At 71.9% G+C, this 23,350-nt stretch carries 13 protein-coding genes and 3 tRNA genes; 10 read left to right on the top strand and 6 right to left on the bottom strand.

The genetic code is table 11. The features are described from left to right. Positions 1 to 67: 67 nt before the first annotated feature. Both ACFYXE_RS13810 and ACFYXE_RS13805 read right to left on the bottom strand, forming a co-directional pair. Positions 68 to 2,278, bottom strand: a complete 2,211-nt coding sequence (locus ACFYXE_RS13810; protein ID WP_389312116.1) for a molybdopterin oxidoreductase family protein — start codon at positions 2,276 to 2,278, stop codon at positions 68 to 70. A 267-nt stretch (positions 2,279 to 2,545) separates the two neighbouring features. Next, a complete protein-coding gene (locus tag ACFYXE_RS13805; protein ID WP_389312114.1) occupies positions 2,546 to 3,256 on the bottom strand; it encodes a vancomycin high temperature exclusion protein in 711 nt (236 codons plus the stop codon). Positions 3,257 to 3,668: 412 nt separating this feature from the next. On the opposite strand from ACFYXE_RS13805, the gene ACFYXE_RS13800 reads away from it, so the two are divergent. The 5 genes from ACFYXE_RS13800 (at position 3,669) to ACFYXE_RS13780 (ending at position 10,899) form a co-directional block, all read left to right on the top strand. Beyond that, complete coding sequence (locus ACFYXE_RS13800) at positions 3,669 to 4,598, top strand: sirohydrochlorin chelatase (protein WP_389312112.1); 930 nt, start codon at positions 3,669 to 3,671, stop codon at positions 4,596 to 4,598. 61 nt (positions 4,599 to 4,659) lie between these two features. Further along, on the top strand, positions 4,660 to 5,982 hold the full coding sequence (locus tag ACFYXE_RS13795; protein ID WP_389312110.1) for a deoxyguanosinetriphosphate triphosphohydrolase: 1,323 nt from the start codon (positions 4,660 to 4,662) through the stop codon (positions 5,980 to 5,982). A 178-nt stretch (positions 5,983 to 6,160) separates the two neighbouring features. Further along, positions 6,161 to 7,423 carry an FAD-dependent oxidoreductase gene (locus ACFYXE_RS13790; protein WP_361175356.1) on the top strand — a complete coding sequence of 421 codons (1,263 nt, stop codon included), beginning with the start codon at positions 6,161 to 6,163 and terminating at the stop codon, positions 7,421 to 7,423. 43 nt (positions 7,424 to 7,466) lie between these two features. Then, positions 7,467 to 9,365, top strand: a complete 1,899-nt coding sequence (gene dnaG, locus ACFYXE_RS13785) for a DNA primase (protein WP_389312107.1) — start codon at positions 7,467 to 7,469, stop codon at positions 9,363 to 9,365. A gap of 154 nt (positions 9,366 to 9,519) precedes the next feature. Continuing rightward, positions 9,520 to 10,899 (top strand): sigma-70 family RNA polymerase sigma factor, encoded by a 1,380-nt coding sequence (locus ACFYXE_RS13780; RefSeq protein WP_389312105.1) that lies wholly within the window; start codon positions 9,520 to 9,522, stop codon positions 10,897 to 10,899. A 109-nt stretch (positions 10,900 to 11,008) separates the two neighbouring features. Here the strand turns inward: ACFYXE_RS13780 and ACFYXE_RS13775 are convergent, their stop codons facing one another. From ACFYXE_RS13775 to ACFYXE_RS13760, 4 genes are all read right to left on the bottom strand, one after another. Next, positions 11,009 to 12,907 (bottom strand): ABC transporter ATP-binding protein, encoded by a 1,899-nt coding sequence (locus ACFYXE_RS13775; RefSeq protein ID WP_361175365.1) that lies wholly within the window; start codon positions 12,905 to 12,907, stop codon positions 11,009 to 11,011. A 26-nt stretch (positions 12,908 to 12,933) separates the two neighbouring features. Then, positions 12,934 to 14,667, bottom strand: coding sequence for an ABC transporter ATP-binding protein (locus ACFYXE_RS13770; protein ID WP_389312103.1), 1,734 nt, complete (start codon positions 14,665 to 14,667; stop codon positions 12,934 to 12,936). 300 nt (positions 14,668 to 14,967) lie between these two features. Next, entirely contained in the window at positions 14,968 to 16,410 is a 1,443-nt protein-coding gene (locus ACFYXE_RS13765) for an FGGY-family carbohydrate kinase (protein WP_389312101.1), read from the bottom strand. A 104-nt stretch (positions 16,411 to 16,514) separates the two neighbouring features. Continuing rightward, positions 16,515 to 16,817 (bottom strand): YtxH domain-containing protein, encoded by a 303-nt coding sequence (locus ACFYXE_RS13760; protein ID WP_361175374.1) that lies wholly within the window; start codon positions 16,815 to 16,817, stop codon positions 16,515 to 16,517. A gap of 181 nt (positions 16,818 to 16,998) precedes the next feature. Here ACFYXE_RS13760 and ACFYXE_RS13755 point away from each other — a divergent pair. The 5 genes from ACFYXE_RS13755 (at position 16,999) to ACFYXE_RS13735 (ending at position 23,223) form a co-directional block, all read left to right on the top strand. Continuing rightward, a tRNA-Asn gene (locus tag ACFYXE_RS13755) sits at positions 16,999 to 17,071 on the top strand. 5 nt (positions 17,072 to 17,076) lie between these two features. Further along, positions 17,077 to 17,149: transfer RNA gene (locus tag ACFYXE_RS13750), tRNA-Asn, on the top strand. 176 nt (positions 17,150 to 17,325) lie between these two features. Then, positions 17,326 to 17,399, top strand: a tRNA-Ile gene (locus tag ACFYXE_RS13745). Between the two features lie 570 nt (positions 17,400 to 17,969). Further along, the gene (locus ACFYXE_RS13740) at positions 17,970 to 19,475 is read left to right on the top strand and encodes an integrin alpha (protein ID WP_389312098.1); all 1,506 of its coding nucleotides are present in this window, start codon (positions 17,970 to 17,972) and stop codon (positions 19,473 to 19,475) included. 109 nt (positions 19,476 to 19,584) lie between these two features. Continuing rightward, on the top strand, positions 19,585 to 23,223 hold the full coding sequence (locus ACFYXE_RS13735) for a LamG-like jellyroll fold domain-containing protein (protein ID WP_389312096.1): 3,639 nt from the start codon (positions 19,585 to 19,587) through the stop codon (positions 23,221 to 23,223). Positions 23,224 to 23,350: the final 127 nt, after the last annotated feature.

Below are 23,350 nucleotides of genomic sequence, written 5' to 3'. Positions count from 1 at the left end.
CCGGCCCCCTGATCGGCGGGCCCGGGGCCTGACCCCCCGGGCCCGCTCCCTCCCCCCGTGGGGAGCCTCATGACCGTTCCACCGGCCGGACTTCCTCCACCGGTTCCAGCCGCACCGCGCACACCTTGAACTCCGGCATCCGGGACACGGGATCCAGCGCCGGATGCGTCAGGGTGTTCGCCCGCCCCTCACCCGGCCAGTGGAACGGCATGAAGACCGTGTCGGCGCGGATCGCCGACGTGACCCGCGCCGGAGCCACCGCGCGGCCGCGCCGCGAGACGACGGCGACCGGATCGTCCTCACCGACCCCCAGACGCGCGGCGAGCCGCGGATGCAGCTCCACGAAGGGCCCGGGAGCCGCCGAGTTGAGCTCGTCGACGCGCCGCGTCTGGGCCCCGGACTGGTACTGCGCGAGCACCCGCCCGGTGGTGAGCAGCACGGGATACTCCGCGTCGGGCTCCTCCGCGGCGGCCCGGTGCACCACCGGCACGAACCGCGCCCGCCCGTCCTCGGTGGCGAATCGGTCGAGGAACAGCCGCGGCGTGCCCCGCGGCGCCCCCTCCGCCGCCCCCTCGCGCCGGCCCCCGTCCCCGACGGCGCCCCCCGCACCCGCCCCCTCGCGCCGGCCCCCGTCCTCCACGGCGCCCCCCGCACCCGCCCCCTCCGCCGGGCACGGCCAGAACAGCCCCGCCCCGTCGTCCTCCCGCAGCCGCCCGTAGCTGATCCCCGAGTAGTCCGCGGGCCCGCCCGCGCTCGCCCGGCGCAACTCCTCGAAGACCTCCTCCGGATCCGTCGGGAACCCCTTCCCGTGGCCGAGCCGCGCCGCGAGCCCGTGCAGCACGTCCAGGTCGCTGCGCACCCCGGGCGGGGCGGACACGGCCCGGCGCCGCAGCAGCACCCTCCCCTCCAGGTTCGTCACCGTCCCGGTCTCCTCCGCCCACTGCGTCACCGGCAGCACCACATCGGCCAGCCGGGCCGTCTCGGACAGCACCACGTCCGCCACCGCCAGGAAGTCGAGCGAGCGCAGCCGCTCCTCCACGTGCCCGGCCCGTGGCGCCGAGACGACCGGGTTGGAGCCCATCAGGAGCAGCGTCCGGACGTCCCCGCCCAGCGCGTCGAGCAGCTCGTACGCCGACCTGCCCGGACCCGGCAGCGACCCGGGGTCCACCCCCCAGACCGCCGCCACGTGCGCCCGCGCCGCCGGGTCGGTCAGCTTGCGGTACCCGGGCAACTGGTCCGCCTTCTGGCCGTGTTCGCGCCCGCCCTGGCCGTTGCCCTGGCCCGTCAGGCAGCCGTACCCGGACAGCGGCCGCCCGGCCCGCCCCGTGGCGAGGCACAGGTTGATCCACGCCCCGACCGTGTCCGTGCCCTTGGCCTGCTGCTCGGGCCCGCGCGCGGTGAGCACCATCGCGGCGTCGGCGTCGCAGAACATCCCTGCGGCCTCGCGCAGTTCCGGCACGGACACGCCGGTGATCCGCTCCACATGCTCGGGCCAGTGCGCCATCGCCGCCGCCCGTGCCTCCTCCCATCCGCTGGTCCGCTCCTCGATGTACCTCTCGTCCGTGCGGCCGTCCGCCACGACCAGGTGCAGCAGGCCCAGCGCCAGGGCGAGGTCGGTGCCGGGCCGCGGCGCCAGGTGCAGGTCCGCCTGCTCGGCGGTGCGGGTCCGCCGGGGGTCCACGACGATCAACGTGCCGCCGTTCTCCCGCAGTTCCGTCAGGTAGCGCAGCGCGGGCGGCATCGTCTCGGCGAGGTTCGACCCGACGAGGATCACGCAGCCGGTGCGCGGGATGTCCGCCAGCGGGAACGGCAGCCCCCGGTCGAGGCCGAACGCCCGCTGTCCGGCCGCCGCCGCCGACGACATGCAGAACCGTCCGTTGTAGTCGATCTGCGACGTGCCGAGCGCCACCCGGGCGAACTTGCCCAGCGCGTACGCCTTCTCGTTGGTCAGGCCGCCCCCGCCGAACACCCCGCACGCGTCCGCGCCGTGCTCCGCCCGAGCCCGCGACAGGGCGTCCCCGACCAGGTCGAGGGCCTCCTCCCAGGGCGCGGGCGTGAGCCGTCCCGTGGCGGGCGACCGGACGAGCGGTTCCGTCAGGCGCACCCGGGAGGAGAGCACGGCGGGGGCCGTGCGTCCCTTGCCGCACAGGGCTCCTCGGTTGACGGGGAACCCCGGCCGCTCCACGACCTCCACGCCGTGCGGGCCTCCCTCGGCGAGGTTCATCCCGCATTGCAGGGCGCAGTACGGGCAGTGGGTCGGCGTCGCGGTGGAGTGCATGCGGGCAGCGTGCGCCGGGCTTGTTACGGGGTGCCGCGCTCGGCGTTACCGCCGCGGTACGCGGGCCTCAGCGCGGGGTCCGCGGGGCCGTGAGGCTGCTCTTCGGCTCTCCCTTCGCGGGATGGTCGCTGTTCCCGGGATGGTCGCTGTTCCCGGGCGGGGCTCGTCCGCGGCGCGGGCCCACGTGTCCTCGTGGGTCCGGTCGTCGTCGCGGGTCCCGCTCGTCCTCGTAGGCCCGCTCGTCCTCGTGGGCCCGCACCGGGGCGGTCAGCGGGGTGCCGTCAGGGCCCGGTCCACGCCCCGCTCCCGTTCGCCCAGGAAGTGCGGGTCCGGGTGGAACGTCGCGTCCAGGGCCGCCTTGCCCGCCGCGAAGATCTCGCGGGCGCCGCCGTAGTACCAGGTCGCGTCGTGCACGGCGTCCACCCCGACCCCGTACGACGACACGCCCGCCGCGTCGCAGAGGGCCACCGCCCTGCGTATGTGGAAGCCCTGACTGATCAGCACCGCACGGTGCACGCCGAAGATCTTCTTGGCGCGCACGCAGGAGTCCCATGTGTCGAACCCGGCGTAGTCGCTCACGATGTGCCGCCCCGGCACGCCGTGCTTCTTCAGGTAGGCGCGCATGGCGTCCGGCTCGTCGTAGTCCTCGCGGCTGTTGTCGCCCGTGACGAGCACGACCTCTATCCGGCCCGTGCGGTACAACTCGGCCGCCGCGTCCAGGCGGTGGGCCAGATAGGGCGACGGCTCGCCCTTCCACAGCCCGGCGCCGAACACCATCGCCACCCGGGTGCGTGGCGCGTCCGCGACCGTGCCCACCTTGTCGTCCGTCGACACGAACAGCCAGGTCGCGGGCAGCAGCGCGAGCACGCACAGCCCCATCACCGCCTGCACCGCCCGCCGCCGTCCCGTCCGCGTGCGCGGCACGCGCAGCCAGGCGGGCCGCCGCAAGCGCCCCGAGCGCCACGCCCGAGCGGGCATCCGCAACCACCCGGCCCACCCCGTGCGTTCCGCACGCTCCGCGCGATCCGTGTGTTCCGCGCCGTCCGTACGCTCCGCGCCGTCCGTACGCTCCGCGCCGTCCGTACGCTGCGTACGCTCCGCGCCGTCCGTATGCTCCGTGCGTTCCCCGTGTCGTTCCATCCGCGATCCGCCCCCGTACTCCCCGGATCTCCCCAGACCCGACCCGATCACTGCCACAACCGTAAACGGCCGCGCCCGCGACCGCGGCGACCCGTGCCCCCGAAACACCCCGGACACCACCCCCGACCCGGCCCGGAGCACCCACCCCGACGACACCCTGACACCGCGCCGAGAACCGCCGTGAGCCCGGCGAAAAGAGCCGTCACGGCCGCGCAACGCCCCCGCAACGTGTCCCGGCCATCCTCGGTCCATGACGCCGTCGAACCCACTCCGTGACGACTCCGGCATCACCCACCTCGACAGTACGGCGCACCTCATGGACCGCATCACCAGCCAGCTCGGCACCCAGCTCCGGCTCGTCTCGCCCGACGGCAGACGCCGTCCCGACCCGCGCCCCACCCTCGTCCTGGTCGCCCACGGCAGCCGCGACCCGCGCGCCCTCGCCACCGTCACGGCGCTCGCGGAGCGGATCCGCGCACAGCGCCCCGGCCTCGCCGTGCGGCTCGGCCACATCGAGCTGAACCCCCCGCTGCTGACCGCCACCCTCGACGACCTCGCCGCCCACGCCGCCGCCCACGCCGCCCACGACGCCCACGCCGCCCACGCCGTCCTCGTGCCCTTGCTCCTGAGCCGGGGTCAGCACGTCAAACGCGACATCCCCGCGGCCCTCGACGCCACACCCGGCCTCGACGCCCGCATCGCCGCCCCGCTCGGCCCGCACCCGCTGCTCGCCGAGGCGCTGCAGGACCGGCTCGTGCGGGCGGGCTGGCCCGACCGGCTCCTGGACGCGCGGGCACGGCGGCGGCACGCGGTGGTCCTCGCCGCGGCGGGCTCCCGCGACCCGGAGTCGGCCACCGGCACCGAGACCGCGGCCCGGCTGCTCGCCGACCGGCTCGGCGTGCCCGTCCTCCCCGCCTACGCAGCGCCCACCGCGGCCTGCCCGCGCACCGTCCCGCAGGCCCTGGCCACCCTGGCCGCGCAGGGGCGCACGCACACCGCCGTCGCCGCCTACTTCACCGCGCCCGGCCGCTTCGCCGCGCGGAGCACCGCCGCCGCCCCCTGGATCTCCACGCCCCCGCTCGGCGCCCACCCGGCGCTCGTCCGGCTCGTCCTGCACCGCTACGACCAGGCGTGCGAAACCCCGGCACCGGCCCGCCCGCGTCGCCTGACCAGCGTCTGACAGCGGCCGAATCCCAGGGGCCAGATCCCTGTTTGTCACTGCTTGCGTCTACTGTCGGTGCATGGAAGGCACAGCACCGCACGCGCGACCCGAGGCCTGCACCGCCCACTCCGCCTATGACGAGGCGGCCGGCGAGCGGTGGGCCGCCGAGCCGGACAAGAGGCCGGGACGCACGGCCTTCCAGCGCGACCGCGCGCGCGTGCTGCACTCCGCGGCGCTGCGCCGCCTCGCGGGCAAGACCCAAGTCGTCACGCCCGGCACCAGGAGCCATGCGTGGGACGCCAGCGCCCGCACCCGGCTGACGCACTCCCTGGAGTGCGCCCAGGTGGGCCGCGAGCTCGGCGCCGCCCTGGGCTGCGACCCCGACCTGGTCGAGACGGCCTGCCTCTCGCACGACCTCGGCCACCCCCCGTTCGGGCACAACGGCGAACAGGCGCTGAACGAAGTGGCGGCCGACTGCGGCGGCTTCGAGGGCAACGCCCAGTCGCTCAGACTCCTCACCCGCATCGAACCGAAGCGCTTCGTCCGCTCCACCGACACCGACGAGCTCGTCAGCGTCGGCCTCAACCTCACCCGGGCCGCCCTCGACGCCGCCACCAAGTACCCCTGGCCGCGCGGCGCCCACCCCGCCGACCCGGCATCCCCCAAGTTCGGTGTCTACGAGGACGACCGGCCGGTCTTCGACTGGATCCGCAAGGAGGCCCCGGGACAGCGCACCTGCTTCGAGGCACAGGTCATGGACTGGTCCGACGACGTGGCGTACTCGGTCCACGACGTCGAGGACGGCCTGCACGCCGGACACATCGATCCGAACGCGCTGCAGGCCGAGCCCGAGCGGCAGGACATCTACGCCGTGGCGATCGGACGCTACGTCCCCGAGGACACCGACCCCGAAGAGCTCGCCCAGGCGCTCGACCGCCTCCTCGACCAGGAGTGGTGGCCGCACGGGTACGACGGATCGGCCGTCGCCCAGGCCCGGTTGAAGGACGCCACCAGCCAGCTCATCGGCCGCTTCTGTCTGGCCGCGGAGACCGCCACGCGCGCGCGGTACGGGCAGGGGCCCCTCACGCGGTACGCGGCCGAGCTCGTCGTGCCGCGCGCGGCACGCCACGAGTGCGCGGTGCTCAAGGCGGTCGCCGACCGGTACGTGATGCAGCGCCCCGCGCAGGAGCGGCTCCGCGCGGACCAGCGCATCATCGTCGCCGAGCTCGCCGAGGCGCTCACCGCCCGCGCCCCCGAAGGCCTCGACCCGCAGTTCCGCGCGCTGTACGACGCGGCGCTGGACGACCGCGCCGCCCGGCGTGTCGTGATCGACCAGATCGCGTCCCTGACCGACGCGGCGGCCCGCGCGCTGCACACCCGGCTGACGGCGAGGCCCCGGTGACGCGACGGTAGGTGACCATGGAGTGACCACAGGGCGTGACGAGATGTGGCCGGTCGGGGCCCTGCCCCCTTCCCCCATCACGCTGCGTGCGGGACGCTCCCTGTGGCGGCAGGACCCAGTGGCAAGTCTGTGTTGTTCCGGGGGACATCCCCGGTCCCCCCCGGCAAGGAGGCATCAAGTGGTCGACGCGGATCAGACGTTCGTCATCGTCGGAGGAGGTCTGGCCGGCGCCAAGGCGGCCGAGACGCTCCGCTCCGAAGGATTCACCGGCCGGGTGATCCTCATCGGCGACGAGCGTGACCACCCCTATGAGCGCCCGCCCCTGTCCAAGGGCTACCTCCTGGGCAAGGAGGACCGCGACAGCGTGTTCGTCCACGAACCGGGCTGGTACGCGCAGGCCGACGTCGAACTGCACCTGGGCCAGACCGTCGTCGCCGTCGACCGCGACGCGAAGTCCGTGCGCCTGGGCGACGGCACGGTCATCCGCTACGACAAGCTGCTGCTCGTCACCGGCGCCGAGCCCCGCCGCCTGGAGGTGCCGGGCACCGACCTCGCGGGCGTCCACCACCTGCGCCGCCTCGCGCACGCGGACCGGCTGCGGCACGTCCTGGCCTCCCTGGGCAGGGACAACGGCCACCTGGTGATCGCGGGCGCCGGCTGGATCGGCCTGGAGATCGCGGCGGCCGCCCGGGAGTACGGCGCGGAGGTCACCGTCGTCGAGCCCGAGCAGACCCCGCTGCACGCCGTCCTCGGCCCCGAGATCGGCCAGATGTTCGCCGACCTGCACGCCGAGCACGGCGTCCGCTTCCACTTCGGCGCGCGCCTCACCGAGATCGCCGGCCAGGACGGCATGGTCCTCGCCGCCCGCACCGACGACGGCGAGGAGCACCCGGCGCACGACGTCCTCGCGGCGATCGGCGCGGCCCCCCGCACGGCCCTCGCCGAGTCCGCGGGCCTGGACCTCGCCGACCGCTCGGCGGGCGGCGGCATCGCCGTCGACGCGTCCCTGCGCACCTCCGACCCCGACATCTACGCCGCGGGCGACGTGGCGGCCGTCCGCCACCCGCTCTTCGACACGAGCCTGCGCGTGGAGCACTGGGCGAACGCGCTGAACGGCGGCCCGGCCGCGGCCCGCGCGATGCTCGGCCAGGACGTCACCTACGACCGCGTGCCCTACTTCTTCTCCGACCAGTACGACGTCGGCCTGGAGTACTCGGGCTGGGCGCCCCCGGGGGCGTACGACCAGGTGGTGGTCCGCGGCGACGCGGGCAAGCGCGAGTTCATCGCCTTCTGGCTGCGCGACGGCCAGGTCCTCGCGGGGATGAACGTGAATGTGTGGGACGTCACGGAGCCGATCCAGCAGCTGATCCGGCGGGGCACCCGCCCCGACCCGGACGCCCTCGCGGACCCGTCGACCCCCCTGACGTCGCTCCTGACGTGACCACCCGGGCAGGAGTGTCACAGGCGAGCCGTAGTATTCCTACGTGGCAGGCAGGATCAATGACGAAGACGTGAAGGCGGTTCGGGACGCGGTCCCGATCGACGCCGTGGTCTCCGACTACCTCCAGCTGCGGAACGCGGGGGGTGGAAACCTCAAGGGCCTGTGCCCCTTCCACGACGAGAAGTCCCCGTCCTTCCAGGTCAGCCCGAGCAAGGGTCTCTTCCACTGCTTCGGCTGCCAGGAAGGCGGCGACACGATCGCCTTCGTGATGAAGATCGACCACCTCACCTTCTCGGAGACGGTCGAGCGCCTCGCCGCCCAGGCGGGCATCACGCTGCGCTACGAGGAGGGCGGGTACAACCCCGCGCACCAGCGCGGCGAGCGCATCCGCCTGGTCGAGGCCCACAAGATCGCCGCCCAGTTCTACGTGGACCAGCTGGAGAGCCCCGAGGCCGAGATCGGCCGCAAGTTCCTCGCCGAGCGCGGCTTCGACCAGGCCGCGGCGGCGCACTTCGGCGTGGGCTACAGCCCCGCGGGCTGGGACCACCTCACCCGCTTCCTGCGCGGCAAGGGCTTCACCGACAAGGAGCTGACCCTCTCCGGCATCTCCCAGGAGGGCCGCCGCGGCCCCATCGACCGCTTCCGCGGCCGCCTGATGTGGCCCATCCGCGACATCGGCGGCGACGTGGTCGGCTTCGGCGCCCGCAAGCTCCGCGACGACGACAACGGCCCGAAGTACCTCAACACGCCCGAGACGGCGATCTACAAGAAGTCCCAGGTCCTGTACGGCATCGATCTCGCCAAGAAGGAGATCGCCAAGTCCAGCCGCGCCGTCGTCGTCGAGGGCTACACCGACGTGATGGCCTGCCACCTCGCGGGCATCACCACCGCCATCGCGACCTGCGGCACCGCCTTCGGCGGCGACCACATCAAGATCCTCCGCCGCCTCCTGATGGACAACGGCTCGGCCCGGGTGATCTTCACCTTCGACGGCGACGCGGCGGGCCAGAAGGCCGCCCTGCGCGCCTTCGAGGACGACCAGAAGTTCGCCGCCGAGACGTACATCGCCATCGCCCCGGACGGCATGGACCCCTGTGAGCTGCGGCTGGCCAAGGGCGACACGGCCGTCGCCGACCTGGTCGAACCCCGCACCCCGCTCTTCGAGTTCGCGCTGCGCCAGATCGTCGCCCGCTACGACCTGGAGACCCCCGCGGGCCGCGCCGCCGCCCTGGACGAGGCCGCGCCCGTGGTCGCCCGCATCAAGAACAGCGGCGCGCAGCACGAGGTCGCCGTCCAGCTCGCCGGCATGCTCGGCATCCTCGACACCCAGTTCGTCGTCAAGCGCGTCGCCCAGCTCGCCCGCTGGGCCCGCGACCGCGGCGGCCGCGGCCCCGCCCCGGCCCCCCAGCGCGGCTCCCCGGCGTACGAGGCGGCCCCGCAGGGCTTCAGCGGCCCCGCGCTGAACCTGCGCAGCCCCGCCCACCGCACCGAGCGCGAGCTGATCAAACTGGCCCTGCAGTACCCCCAGTTGGTCTCCCCGGCCTTCGACGCGTACGGCCTGGACGAATTCACCGCCCCGCCCTACGCCGCGGTGCGCCGCGCCATCGAGGAGGCCGGCGGCGCGGAATACGGCGCACAGGACCCCCAGGAGTACCTCGTCCGCGTCCGCGACGCCGCACCCGACGACGCGGTCCGCTCGATGGTCACCGAGCTCGCCGTCGAGGCGATCCTGCGCAAGACCGTCGACGAGATGTACGCGGGCATCCAGCTCGTGCAGGTCCGGCTGCGCGCCGTGGACCGCCGCATCCGGGACGTCCAGGGCAGCCTCGCCCGCCTCGGCGCGGGCGGCGACCCCCAGCACCTGGCCGCCGTGCAGAACGAGTTGTGGGTCCTCCAGCAGTACGGCCAGGCGCTGCGCGAGCGGGGCTCCGACGCGCTCTGAGGGCCCGCTGCGACGGCACGGCCGGGTGGGGCGCGCGGACACATCACGGGGCGCGTGGTTACCCGGCGAGTAACCACTCGGTCACGGACCGGACTCAAAAAGTCACCGCACGCCCCTCGTGGCGGCCGTGTGTCGTACCCCACACTGGGTTCCGGTGCCTGAGTCCTCGGAGCGCGGCCGACCCGCACACAGCGGGTCCGACACCCCCGCGGTTCCACACATCGTGTCCGGGACGGACAGCGGCGAGGCCGTCGTCCCTCTCCCGTTGCCGCACGCCTCAGCAGCGATCACCCTGGAGGTCGCCCCCGTGCAGACCCAGACCCTCACCCAGACCGACACCGCCGCCCGCGCGGACGCGGACGTCCTGGAGTCGGTCCCACCGCAGAGCCGAGCCACCCGGCACCCGGAGGCCTCGGAGCACCCGGAGGCGCAGGAAGCGGCCCGGGACGCGGTGCGGACACCGGAAACGGCGCAGCACCCAGGCCAGGACCCCGAGCCCGCACAGGACCCCGAGCCCGCACAGGACGCCGACGCGCCCTCCGAAGCGCGGGGCGAGGCCCCCGAGGCCCTGGAGCCGGAGATCCTCGACGTCCCCGTGCCGCGCGGCCGCGCCGACACCGGCGGCCCCTCGTCCGACCTGTTCCGCCAGTACCTGCGCGAGATCGGGCGCATCCCGCTGCTCACCGCCGCCGAGGAGGTGGAGCTCGCCCGCGCCGTCGAGGCGGGCCTCTTCGCCGAGGAGAAGCTGGGCAACACCCCCGACCTCGACTCCCAGCTCGGCCTGGACCTCGACAAGCTGGTCGTGCTCGGCCGGATGGCCAAGCGCCGCCTCATCGAGGCCAACCTCCGCCTGGTCGTCTCCGTCGCCAAGCGGTACGTGGGCCGCGGGCTGACCATGCTCGACCTGGTCCAGGAGGGCAACCTCGGGCTGATCAGGGCCGTCGAGAAGTTCGACTACGCCCGCGGCTACAAGTTCTCCACGTACGCGACCTGGTGGATCCGCCAGGCCATGTCCCGCGCCCTCGCCGACCAGGCCCGCACGATCCGGGTGCCCGTGCACGTCGTGGAGCTCATCAACCGCGTCGTACGCGTCCAGCGCCGCATGCTCCAGGAGCGGGGCTACGAACCCACGCCCGAAGAGGTCGCCGCCCACCTGGACCTGCCGCACGAGCGCGTCAGCGAGGTGCTGCGCCTGGCCCAGGAGCCCGTCTCCCTGCACGCCCCCGTCGGCGAGGAGGACGACGTCGCGCTCGGCGACCTGATCGAGGACGGCGACGCCACCAGCCCCGTGGAGTCGGCGGCCTTCCTGCTGCTCCGCGAGCACCTGGAGGCCGTCCTCTCCACCCTCGGCGAGCGCGAGCGCAAGGTCGTCCAGTTGCGCTACGGCCTGGCGGACGGCCGGCCCCGCACCCTGGAGGAGATAGGCCGCATCTTCGGCGTGACCCGCGAGCGCATCCGCCAGATCGAGTCCAAGACCCTCAACAAACTCCGCGACCACGCCTTCGCGGACCAGCTGAGGGGCTATCTGGACTGAGGAGGTCTGAGGCGGGGCGCCCTGCGGGGCCCACCCGTGAGGGGCGCGGGGAGCTGCGCGACCAGCCACGACGGACCGGCCCACGCGGCATCCCCGAGCCCCGACGGCGCTAGTCGACCTCGGCCACGGCCTGGGCGAACTGCGCGGCGTACAACCGCGCGTACGCCCCGTCGGCGGCCAGCAGCGCGTCATGCGTGCCCTGCTCGACGATGGCGCCGTTCTCCATCACCAGGATGGTGTCCGCGTCGCGAATCGTGGACAGCCGGTGCGCGATGACGAAACTCGTCCGCCCGTGCGCGAGTCGGGCCATCGCCTTCTGGATGAGCACCTCGGTCCGGGTGTCGACGGAGCTCGTCGCCTCGTCGAGCACCAGGATCACCGGGTCGGACAGGAACGCCCGGGCGATCGTGATCAGCTGCTTCTCGCCCGCGCTCACGCCCGTGCCGTCGTCGTCGATCACCGTGTCGTAGCCGTCGGGGAGCGTGCGCACGAAGCGGTCCGCGTGGGCGGCGCGCGCCGCTTCCTCGATCTGTTCGCGCGTGACGTCCTTCGGCGCGCCGTACGCGATGTTCTCCGCGATGGTGCCGCCGAACAGCCAGGTGTCCTGCAGCACCATGCCGATGCCGGACCGCAGCTCGTCGCGGGACATCGCGGCGATGTCGACCCCGTCCAGGGCGATCCGGCCGCCCGTGACCTCGTAGAACCGCATCAGCAGGTTCACCAGCGTCGTCTTGCCCGCGCCGGTCGGCCCCACGATGGCGACCGTGTGGCCGGGATCCACGACGAGGGAGAGGTCCTCGATGAGCGGCTTGTCCTTCTCGTAGCGGAAGGACACGTGCTCCATCTCGACCCGCCCGCGCAGCGTCGCGGGGCGCTCGGCCGGCACCGGGTCGGGTTCCTGCTCCTCCGCGTCGAGGATCTCGAAGATCCGCTCGGCGGAGGCGACGCCCGACTGCACCAGGTTCGCCATCGAGGCGACCTGGGTGAGCGGCATCGAGAACTGCCGCGAGTACTGGACGAAGGCCTGCACGTCACCGATGGACAGCGAGCCCGACGCGACCCGCAGACCGCCGACCACGGCCACCAGGACGTAGTTCAGGTTCGAGATGAACAGCATCAGCGGCTGCATGACCCCGCTGTTGAACTGCGCCTTGAAGGACGCCTCGTACAGCTTCTCGTTCTGCTCGGCGAACGCGGCGGCCGACTGCTCCTGGCGGCCGAACACCTTCACCAGGGTGTGGCCGGTGTACATCTCCTCGACGTGCGCGTTGAGCTTGCCGGTGCTCTTCCACTGCTGCACGAACTGCGGCTGCGACCGCTTGCCGATCCTCGTCGCCACGACGAACGACAGCGGCACGGTGACCAGCGCCACCAGCGCGAGCAGCGGCGACACCCAGAACATCATCACCAGCACACCGATGATCGTCAGCAGCGAGTTGATGAGCTGGCCCATCGTCTGCTGCAGCGTCTGGTTGATGTTGTCGATGTCGTTCGTCGCGCGGCTCAGGACCTCGCCGCGCTGCCGCTTGTCGAAGTACGACAACGGCAGCCGGGACAGCTTCGCCTGCACGTCGCCGCGCATCCGGAAGACGGTCTTGTTGATGGCGATGTTCGACAGCCGGGTCGCCACCGTCATCATCAGGCCCGCCACCAGGAACGTGCCGAGCGCCAGCAGGAGGACCCGGCCCACCGCGTCGAAGTCGATGCCCTGACCGGGCGTGAAGTCGACGCCGGAGAGCATGTCGGCCATGCCGTCGTCGCCCTTGGCCCGCAGCCCCTCGATGGCCTGCGCCTTCGTCGCCCCGTCGGGCATGCTGCGGCCGACGATGCCCGCGAAGAGCAGGTCGGTCGCGCGGCCCAGGATCTTCGGGCCGACCACGGACAGCGCGACGCTCAGCACGCCGGCCACGAGCATCGCGCACATGGTGGTGCGCTCGGGCCTGAACTGCGCGAGCAGCCGCTTGCCGGAGCCCTTGAAGTCCATCGACCGCGAGTCGGGGCCCATCATGGGCCCACCCATACCGCCTGGGGGCATTACGCGGCCTCCGCTTCCGTCAGCTGGGAGAGCACGATCTCCCGGTAGGTCTCATTGCTCTCCATCAGCTCGTGATGGCGGCCCGTGCCCACGACGCGGCCCTCGTCGAGGACCACGATGCGGTCGGCGTCCCGGATGGTCGACACGCGCTGGGCGACGATGACCACGGTCGCGCCGGCCGTCTCGCGGCCGAGCGCGGCCCGCAGCGCCGCGTCCGTGGCGTAGTCGAGCGCGGAGAACGAGTCGTCGAAGAGGTAGATCTCCGGGCGCTGGACGAGGGTGCGCGCGATGGACAGGCGCTGGCGCTGCCCGCCCGACACGTTCGTACCGCCCTGCGAGATGGGCGCGTCCAGGCCCTCCTCCAGGCCCTGCACGAACTCCTTGGCCTGGGCGACCTCCAGCGCGTGCCAGAGCTCCGCGTCGGTGGCGTCCGGGTTGCCGTAGCGCAGGTTGCCGGCGACGGTCCCGGCGAACAGGTACGGCTTCTGCGGGACCAGGCTGACGGACTTCGCGAGCAGCGCGGGCTCGATGGTGCCCACGTCCACGCCGCCGACCAGGACCTCGCCCTCGGTCGCGTCGATCAGCCGCGGTACGAGGCTCAGCAGCGTCGACTTTCCGCTGCCGGTCGACCCGATCACGGCGGTCGTCTCGCCGGGCCGCGCCACCAGGTGGATGGCCCGCAGCACGGGCTCCTCGGCACCGGGATAGCGGAAGCCCACGTCCCGTATCTCCAGGTGGCCGTGGCTGCGCAGCTCGCGGACCGGGTCGGCCGGCGGCACCACGCTGCTCGCGGTGTCCAGGACCTCCTCGATGCGCTCGGCGCAGACCTCCGCGCGCGGCACCATCATGAACATGAAGGTGGCCATCATCACGGACATGACGATCTGCATCAGATAGGCGAGGAACGCGGTGAGCGCGCCGATCTGCATGTCGCCGCCGTCGATGCGCTGCGCGCCGAACCACACCACCGCGATCGAGGAGACGTTCACGACCGTCATGACGATCGGGAACATCAGGGCGAGCAGCTTGCCGGTGCCGAGCGAGACGTCGGTCAGCGCGGCGTTGGCCTTGCGGAAGCGCTCCTTCTCGTACGCGTCGCGCACGAAGGCGCGGATGACGCGGTTGCCGGTGATCTGCTCGCGCAGCACGCGGTTCACCGTGTCCAGGCGCTCCTGCATGGCCCGGAACAGCGGCCGCAGCCGCCGCACGATGAGGCTCACGCTGATGCCGAGGACGGGCACGACGGCGACGAGCACGCCGGAGAGCGGGACGTCCTGGCCGAGCGCCATCACGATGCCGCCGACGCACATGATGGGCGCCGACACCATCAGCGTGAACGACATCAGGACCAGCATCTGCACCTGCTGGACGTCATTGGTGGTCCGCGTGATCAGCGACGGGGCGCCGAACTCGCCCACCTCGCGCGCGGAGAAGGACTGCACCCGGTCGAAGACGGCGGCCCGGACGTCGCGGCCGAGGGCGGCGGCGGTGCGCGCGCCGTAGAAGACGGCGCCGATGTTGCAGACCATCTGCACGATGGTGACGGCGATCATGATGCCGCCGAAGGACAGGATGTAGCCCGTGTCCCCCTCGACGACACCGTTGTCGATGATGTCGGCGTTCAGGGTGGGCAGGTAGAGCGCCGCGCAGGTCTGCAGGAACTGCAGCAGCACCAGCAGGGCGATGGGTTTCTGGTACGGACGCAGATACGTCCGCAGAAGTCGTATGAGCACGCTCGGTCTCTCGAGGAGTCGGGTGTCGGCCGGTGGGCGAGGTCGGACCCCATCCTCCGACACCCCACCCGCCGCCGTGCAACCGATTAACCCATGACCGGGTCAAATTTCAGCCCGGGTAAAGAAGTGGGCCGACTCAAGGATCTGGCTCCGCGCGGGCGGTGGCCGGCGGGCGAGCTTCGGCGGGCGGTCGCCGACGGGCGGTGGCCGGCGGGCGATCGTCAGCGGGGGTCGCCCGCGGTGATCGCCAGCGGTGGTCGTCCGCGGTAGTCGTCGGCGGGGGGTCGCCCGCGGCGGCCGTCAGGACGCGGGCGTCGCCGAGAACGCCCCCGGGTGGGACTGCTCGCGCACCGTCGCGTACTGCTGGCGCACCGCCTGCCCCACCGTGTGCTCCTCGCCCGGCTCGAAGACCTGCGCCGCGGCCCCCTGCCAGAGCGGCAGCCGGCCCGTCAGCGCCCAGGCGGCCTGGCGTGCGGCACCGATCGCCGCGTAGTCCGCGGGCTGCGGCACCACGACCTGCGTACCGAACAGCATCGGCGCCGCCGCCTGCACGGCCGGCAGCTCGGCGGCGGCCCCGAGCAGGAACACCCGCCGGACCTCCACGCCCCGCCCGCGCAGTACGTCGAGCGCGTCGCCGAGCCCGCACAGCATGCCCTCGAAGGCGGCCCGCGCCAGGTGCTCGGGCTTCATCGACTCGCGCCGCAGCCCGGTCAGCGTGCCCGCCGCGTGCGGCAGGTTCGGCGTCTTCTCGCCCTCCAGATAGGGGAGGAGCACCAGCCCGTGCGCGCCGGGCGTCGACTTCATGGCCAGCTCGGACAGCTCCTGCAGGTCGGCGACCCCGAGCATCTCGGCGGTGCCGCGCAGCACCCGTACGGCGTTCGTCGTGTGGACCACCGGCAGGTGCATCCCGGTGGCGTCGGCGAGGGAGGTGACGATCCCGCCCGCGTCGGCCAGCGCCTCGTGGTGCACGGCCATCACCGAACCCGAGGCGCCGAGCGACACCACGGCGTCGCCCTGCCGCACCCCGAGCCCGAAGGCCGCGGCCATCGTCTCGCCGGTCCCCGCGGAGATCAGCAGCCCCTCGGGCGTGGTCCCCGCGGCCTCGGCGGGTCCGATGACCTCGGGCAGCATCGCCTGGTGGCCCAGGGCCAGTTCGACCAGGTCGGGGCGGTACGTGCCGGTCGCAGCCGACCAGTAGCCGGTGCCGGAGGCGCCGCCGCGGTCGGTCGTGCGCCGCGCGGGCCGGCCGAGGAGCTGCCACACCAGCCAGTCCGGGGCCTGTACGAGGGAGGCGACGCGGCGCGCTGCGTCCGGCTCGTTCTTCGCCAGCCAGCGCAGCTTCGTCACGGGCTGCGCGGACTGCGGCACGCAGCCCACGGCCTGCGCCCAGGCCTCCCGGCCGCCGAGCCGGTCGACGAGGTCGACGGCGGCGACCTGCGCCCGCCGGTCGTTGCCGACGAGCGCGGGCCGGACGGTGTTGCCGTGCTGGTCGAGCGGTATCAGCGCGTTCTGCTGGGCGGACACGCCGATGGCCTGCACGCCTTCGAGCAGCCCGCCGCCCGCCGCCTCGCCGAGGGAGAGCAGCCACGCCTGCGGATCGACGTCCGAGGGCCGGCCGCCGCCCTCGGCGTTCTCCACCGGATGCGGGGCATATCCCTGCTTGAGTACGGCGCCCGTGTCCGTGTCACAGACCACGATGCGCGTGAAATCGGGCGAACTGTCCAACCCTGCGACTATCCCCATGCCGGGAATTCTGCCGCACGGAGGGGCGGGTCCGTACCTGTGTTCGCTCCCCGTGATCGCGGAGAGCGCGATCACGGGCCCACGGAGATCGCGGAGGCGCCCGCCTAGGTGTTGCTGGTGCCCCAGTCGTCCTCGACGCCGCCCTGCCCGCGCTCGCGCAGGGAGCGGACCCGGTCGGCCACCGAGTCGGGCATCTTGTCCCCGACCTTCTCCGAGACGGAGTGGAGGGCCTTGCCCGCCACCTCGCGGCCCTGCTGGGTCGCCGACTCGACGGTGTTGCGCACGGCCGGGTTCTGCGAGATCTCCCGGGCGGACTTCTTCAACTGCTCGTAGCGCTCGCGTCCGGCCCGGGTCCCGAGGACGTACCCGAGGGCCAGCCCCGCCACGAATGTGAGCTTGTACCTCATGGCTGCCACCCTTCCCTTGCGTCGGCTTCGCACGCCTGTCAGTCGTCTGTCGCTCGCCTGCTGATCGCCCGAGGGATACCGATTGGCGGAGCACCCCCCTGCTTGCGCTAATGTATGTGTCGCAGCGAACGCCCGCCGCCCGGAGAGTTCCCAGGTAGGTACGTTCGATGCAACGAGACGATCCCCTGTAGCTCAATTGGCAGAGCAGCCGGCTGTTAACCGGCAGGTTACTGGTTCGAGTCCAGTCGGGGGAGCTCGGTCTCCTGTAGCTCAATTGGCAGAGCAGCCGGCTGTTAACCGGCAGGTTACTGGTTCGAGTCCAGTCGGGAGAGCTGTACGGAAGGACCCCTGAGGACCCCCTCAGGGGTCCTTTTTCGTGCCCCGTGGAACCATGCGGGCAGCCCTGCGGTCCTCATGGTCGAGCGATGCCGACCATCCGAAGCAGGAGATCGTATGAGCGGCTATGCTGCGGCAGACGGCGCGCACAAATGTGCGCGACGCGCCGTTAGGGGCGGTAGCTCAGCCGGTTAGAGCAGCGGACTCATAATCCGTCGGCCGTGGGTTCGAGTCCCACCCGCCCCACTCTGGCTTGTCGGTGCAGAAACGATCTGGCCTGCCGAAACGTAACAGCGAGGGTCGCCGCGTAAACCGTGGCGGCCCTCGTTTCACTCTCCCGGCAACAGTGAACCGCTCTTTGGCGGCGTCCGTGCCTCTCTTCCCTCCTGCGGGTCCGGTGTTCGATCCCGGAGGCCTCTCTCGCCCATGACCCGCTCCGGGCCCGGTCGAAAGGTGCCCGTCGGCTCGCAGGCCGTCTTTCGGCCAACCGCAGTCCGACTGGTGGGCCATGTCCAGCGATGAGGCGCGCCCTCCCCTTTGCGGGCATCGCATATCCGAGGGGGGCGAGGGTCCCGTGAGCGCTGCCTGCCGTAAGCCCTGCTGGCTTCCGTGTTTGCTTTTGGTATGCAGCCATGCACGAAGGGTGATGGGGTGCGAATCTCGCCAGTCGGAGTCGATGGCGTGCAGGGCGCGCATTGACGGCCTCGGTTCGACCTTGTTGCCTCAGCTCACTTGTGAGGATCCTGTGACTCTGGGGTGGGGACTGTGGGGTTGGGGCGGAGTGTGCCTACGTGCGCACGGGCGTTCGGTGTGGGGATGGGAGCGGTGCTCATCGCAGCCGCGGGGACGTTCACGTCGGGGGTGTCTCCGGCGGCTGCCGCCGGGTGCACGGCGGGCACCGAGTCGGACTTCAACGGCGACGGAGTGCGGGACATGGCGATAGCCGACCCCCAAGCGACCGTGGACGGCAACGCGGGCGCCGGCCTGGTACGCGTCGTGATGGGCGGCGACAGGGGAACGTTCGAGATCTCGCAGGCCCTGAGCCAGATGAGCGCCGACCCGGAGGCCGGGGATCAGTTCGGCCACTCGATCGCCGTGTACGACGCCGACTCCGACGGGTGCTCGGACCTGGTGGTGGGCGCTCCGTACGAGGACGTCACCACGACCGAGGGTGCGCAGCAGGACGCCGGTTCGGTCTACGTCATCCATGGCACACCGACGGGTATCGGTACCGGATCGCCTGTGGACAGCTACACCCAGGCGGGCCTCGACGGATCGACGACGACCGAGGCGGGTGACCTGTTCGGCTTCTCGCTGGCGGCCACCAAGGTTTCGGGCGACAAGCCCACCCTGGCGATCGGAGTGCCGGGAGAGGCGATCGGCTCGCTCAAGGACGCCGGGTGCATCCACTACGTCCAGGGCACCAAGAAGGCCACGGTCAACCAGGACGATCCCGGGATGCCCGGGGCCGCCGAGGCGAACGACCGCTTCGGGTACTCGCTCGCGGCACGCTTCAGGTATCTCGTGGTGGGCGCACCTGGTGAGGCGATCGGCTCGGAGTCCTTCGCCGGTGGGGTAACGGTCTTCAGCCACACCCTGACCGACGGCCGACCGACGTCGCTGGGCGCCGTCGACGAGAACCAGCCCGAGTTGACCTCGGGGACGGCGGAGAAGGACGACCGGTTCGGTACGTCGTTGGCTGTCGTGCCCTACCGCCCGCAGGGCGCGTCATCGGAGACGGACGCCCTGGTGGCCATCGGCACGCCGAACGAGGACGTGGGCAACGTCGCCGACGCGGGCGCCGTCACCGTGCTGCACGTCAAGCCGTCGGGCGCCGTGAAGGAGGTCAACCTCATCGACCGCCTGTCTCCGGATGTCGACGGCGACCCCGTGGTGGGCGACTTCTTCGGGCAGCGGGTGGTGATGTCCAACACGGAGCCGGAAGAGGTCGGCACTGCGGCGAACATGCGCCTCGCGGTGAGCGTGCCCAACCAGGAGGTCGGGGCGGCGGAGAACGCCGGGGCGGTGCAGGTGTTCCACGGCCTCGGGGCGCCGGGAAACAAGGACGTGCTGCTCACCAGGGGAGCGGGGCTGCCGGACACGGCCGCGGCGCGGGACTTCGCGGGCCTCGGTCTGTGGGCGACAGGTACACGGCTGTACGTGGGCGTGCCGTACAGCAAGACACCCGGTGCGCAGAAGGGTGTCGTGTACTCGCTGCCGTGGGCGGTGGCCGGTGGTGGCGCCGGCACGGTGACCACGGTGAAGCCCGGCGCAGACGGCATTCCGGACGTGGGCAAGGCGTTCGGCTCGGCCATCCGCTGACGGCCGGACGGCACGACGGCACCGCGGCGCGGCGTACACGACAGGGGTGGGGAGCATGAAGAGCCGGACATACAGACGTAGAGGGTGGGATGTCGGGCGCCGGGCGGCAATGGCGGTCGGTGCGCTGGCCGCGACCTTTGCCGTCGCCGCCACCGGGGTCTCACCCGTGGTGGCGGCGGACACCGCACCGGTCGTCGCGGCGGAGGGCGACGCCGGGACGGGAAAGCAGGCTTCGAAGCCGGCGATGTCCCGGGCGGTGGCGGCCGAAGCCGCGGCCGAGGCGGGCCGCCGGGTGGAGGTCGCCACGCTGCGCGACGAGCGCAGCCAGACCTTCGCGAATCCGGACGGGACCTTCACGATCAAGGAGTTCGCGCGGCCGGTGCGTACCCGCAAGGACGGCGAGTGGGTCGACATCGACACCACGCTGGTGAAACAGGCGAGTGGGCGCCTGGTGCCGCGGGCAGCGAGTGCGGGGATGAGTATCTCCGGCGGCGGGGACAGCACGTTCGCCACGCTGGTGCGGGACGGCAGGACGATGTCGTTCTCCTGGCCCACGAAGCTGCCCGCACCGGAGGTCGCCGGCAGCACGGCGACGTACAAGTCGGTGCTGCCCGACGTCGACCTTGTGGTGACGGCGCAGAGTGATGGCTTCTCGCACGTCCTGGCGGTCAAGACAGCCGAAGGCGCCGCCAACCCGAAGCTCGCCGAGATCACTCTGCCCGTCGCCACGCGAGGCGTCACGGTGAGCGAAGACGACGGCGGTGGCCTGGTCGCCGAGGACACGACGTCCGGTGGCCGGGTCTTCGAGGCTCCACAGCCGGTGATGTGGGACTCGGGCGGCACGGCGAAGGGCAGGGCCGAGCATCCGATGCAGGCCGGCCCGGGCCCGCCCGAGGGCGCTCAAGTCGCTGATGTCGGGCTCGGTCTGCGGCGCGGCACGATGGTGCTGACACCGGACCGTACGCTGCTGCGCGGCAAGCACACTCGCTACCCGGTCTACATCGACCCGGTCGCCAAGACCACCTCGCGTACCGGCTGGACCTGGGTCTCCTCCGGCAACCCGGGTCTGGAGGGCTGGAAGTTCTCCAACTCCGCCGACGGCATCGAGTCCGGTAAGGGCGTGGGCCGTTGCCCCGCCGACATGTCGGTGCGCTGTACCGGCACCAATGACGTGCAGCGCCAGTACTACGCGTTGCCCACCGGCGGTCTTGAGGGGAAGACGATCCTCAAGGCGGAGTTCAGCATCACGTTGGTGCACACGTACAACAGTGAGGCGCGCTCGGTGCAGCTGCACCGGATGAACAGTTCAGGCGGCAGCGCCATCAACTCCGGGACGAACTGGTCCAACCGTCCCTCCAGCAAGGACCACATCACCTCCGAGTCCCCGACGCACCCGACCGGCTCGTGCACGGCCACGAACCAGAACGTGCGTTTCGGCGTGACGGGGACGGTACAGAAGGCCGCGAACAGCGGCTGGGACACCACCACGTTCGGGTTGCAGGCAGCCACCGAGGACTCGTACGCGTCGTGGAAGCGGTTCTGCAACAACGCCGCACTCGAGGTGACTTACAACCGGCTGCCGTACCAGCCCGCCATGAACGAGCTGACGATGAACCCGGGCGGCAAGTGTGTTTACGGTGAGGCGACCAAGCACTACACGAAGAAGCCCCCGACCCTGTCGGCGATCATCTGGGACCCGGACCACGGGGACGCGGGTGGCAACACCGAGAAGCTGAAGGCCCAGTTCAAGATCTTCTGGGCGACGACGGACGGCAGTACCAAGAGCTACACGGTGACCACCGACTACAAGCAGTCCAACAGCGACCCCGACCGCGCCAGTGGATGGGAACGCTTCAAGTACACGGTCGGTGACGACATCGAGGGTGACGGCACCGGAGCCTTCACCCCGCCGCAGAACCGGGTGATCGGCTGGGAGTCGCGGGGCAGCGACGGCACGAAAGACGGAGACGGCGACCTGCTCTGGGGGCCCTGGAGCAGCGAGGGAGACGCCACCCGCTGCGAGTTCATCCTGGACTCGACCAAACCGGCGGCGCCCACCGTCACCTCCACCGCGTACCCGGATGATGACCTCTGGCATGCGGGCGTGGGCGACTACGGGACCTTTTCCCTGTACTCGCCGGGCACTGATGTGACCAAGTACACCTACCAGTTCACCGGCGAGGCCGAGAAGACGGTCGTGCCCGACGAGCCGGGTCGCCCGGCGGTCGTGCGCTGGATGCCGGGCCGTGAAGGGCCCAAGGCTCTGATCGTCCAGGCCGTCGACCAGGCAGGCAACGCCAAGCAGGCCACCTCCAGTTACGAGTTCCGGGTCGCCAAGGGGCGGTCGCCCAAGGGCTCCTGGGCGCTGGCCGACCCGGCAGGCTCCACCGAGGCGGCCGGCGGCGACAACGCACCCGCTGCTGCGGCAGGCCCGGGCGTCTCGTTCGGCGCGAAGGGCCCGCACGGATCGGCCCGTACCGCGGCATCGCTGGACGGTTCGCCGAACGCGTACTTGAACGCCGGGCAGCACGTCGTGGACACCGACAGGACGTTCTCCGTGGCGGCCTGGGTGATGCTGCCGCAACTGCCGACCACGTCGATGAGCGTGATCAGCCAGGACGGCTCAGCGCGCTCCGGGTTCTCGCTCGGCTACGACGCGAACTCGAAGAAGTGGACCTTCCTCGCGCCGGACAGCGAGATCGATTCGATGCTCTCCTGGCAGGTCCTCGGCCCCAAGCCGGTACCGGGGGAGTGGACCCACCTCGTCGGCGTCTACGACATGAACGACGGCGGGGCGCCCGGCAAGATGCGCATGTACGTCAACGGCACTCTGATCTCCGGCGACATCCAGGAGCGCGCGACCACCTGGAACGCCACCGGCTCGCTGCAGATCGGACGTGCCCTGGAACCCGCCGGCTACACGGCGAACCTGAAGGGCACGGTCGCCGACGTTCAGGTCTTCGACCGGGTGATCGCCGCCGGGGAGAGCGCCAGACTGGGCGGTGTGCCGCCGCTGCAGCTCGCGTACTGGGACATGGACGAGACCGTTGACGGCAAGGTCCCCGACCGGGCGAAGGGTGCCGGACTGACCCCGCACGGCAGGGCGTCCGTCTACCAGCCGAAGGACACCTGCGATCCGAGCACCGACCCGGACTGCGTCCCTGCGGAGCAACCGGTCTGGGGTGATGGGCACTTGGCGCTGGGTGGTACGGACGGCTATGCGAACCGGCCGGCCGGACTGCTCAAGGCGAAAGCCAGCTTCACCGTGACCGCACGCGCCCGGCTCGCCACACCGAATCCGACCGCGGACGAGACGGTGCTGTCCCTGCCCGGCACGTTGAAATCGGCTGCCACCGTGCGTTACGACAAGGACAGCCGCCGCTGGCAGCTCGCGCTGAGCGAGAAGGACGCCGACGGTGCGGCGCTCACCGAATCCGTGGCGGTCGGATTCGCGCCGCGCAGTGAAGGCGACGGCGACCACTTGGCACTCGCGTACAACGCCTTGTTCGGTGAGGTGCGGCTGTACGTCAACGGCCAGTGGACCGGGCAGATCATCTCCTGGCCCAACGCCTGGGACCTGTCCAAGGCCGGTCTGCAGGTCGGCCGTTCCGGCGTAGGGGCCGGCGGTACGCAGTACTTCTCCGGCGCGATCGACGAGGTCCGCGTCTTCGAGGGCGCGCTGGACGAACAGCTCGCCGCGACGGTGGCGGGCCTGGAGTCCGGTACCAGCATCGGCGGCACCACGTAACTCCCGCCCCGTGGTCGGGAGCGGGCCCACCGGGCCTGCCCCCGACCACGGCACTCCGGCGCCTTGCACGGTCCGGTCACCTTTCCTCTCATGTCTTCCTGTCACGGAGAAACCTGTCATGGCTTCA

Origin of the sequence: Streptomyces sp. NPDC002564 (assembly GCF_042889645.1) — a bacterium.
Lineage (GTDB): Bacteria > Actinomycetota > Actinomycetes > Streptomycetales > Streptomycetaceae > Streptomyces.
The sequence above is the reverse complement of the archived record's forward strand: the minus strand, read 5'-3'. Positions and strand labels throughout refer to the sequence as shown.

Excerpts from the sequence above, each read along its gene's own strand:
- ACFYXE_RS13800 (WP_389312112.1), top strand. The coding sequence starts at position 3,669 with ATGACGCCGTCGAACCCACTCCGTGACGACTCCGGCATCACCCACCTC.
- ACFYXE_RS13795 (WP_389312110.1), top strand. The coding sequence starts at position 4,660 with ATGGAAGGCACAGCACCGCACGCGCGACCCGAGGCCTGCACCGCCCAC.
- ACFYXE_RS13810 (WP_389312116.1), bottom strand. The coding sequence starts at position 2,278 with ATGCACTCCACCGCGACGCCGACCCACTGCCCGTACTGCGCCCTGCAA.
- ACFYXE_RS13805 (WP_389312114.1), bottom strand. The coding sequence starts at position 3,256 with ATGCCCGCTCGGGCGTGGCGCTCGGGGCGCTTGCGGCGGCCCGCCTGG.
- ACFYXE_RS13735 (WP_389312096.1), top strand. The coding sequence starts at position 19,585 with ATGGCGGTCGGTGCGCTGGCCGCGACCTTTGCCGTCGCCGCCACCGGG.
- ACFYXE_RS13740 (WP_389312098.1), top strand. The coding sequence starts at position 17,970 with ATGGGAGCGGTGCTCATCGCAGCCGCGGGGACGTTCACGTCGGGGGTG.
- ACFYXE_RS13765 (WP_389312101.1), bottom strand. The coding sequence starts at position 16,410 with ATGGGGATAGTCGCAGGGTTGGACAGTTCGCCCGATTTCACGCGCATC.
- ACFYXE_RS13775 (WP_361175365.1), bottom strand. The coding sequence starts at position 12,907 with ATGATGGGCCCCGACTCGCGGTCGATGGACTTCAAGGGCTCCGGCAAG.
- ACFYXE_RS13760 (WP_361175374.1), bottom strand. The coding sequence starts at position 16,817 with ATGAGGTACAAGCTCACATTCGTGGCGGGGCTGGCCCTCGGGTACGTC.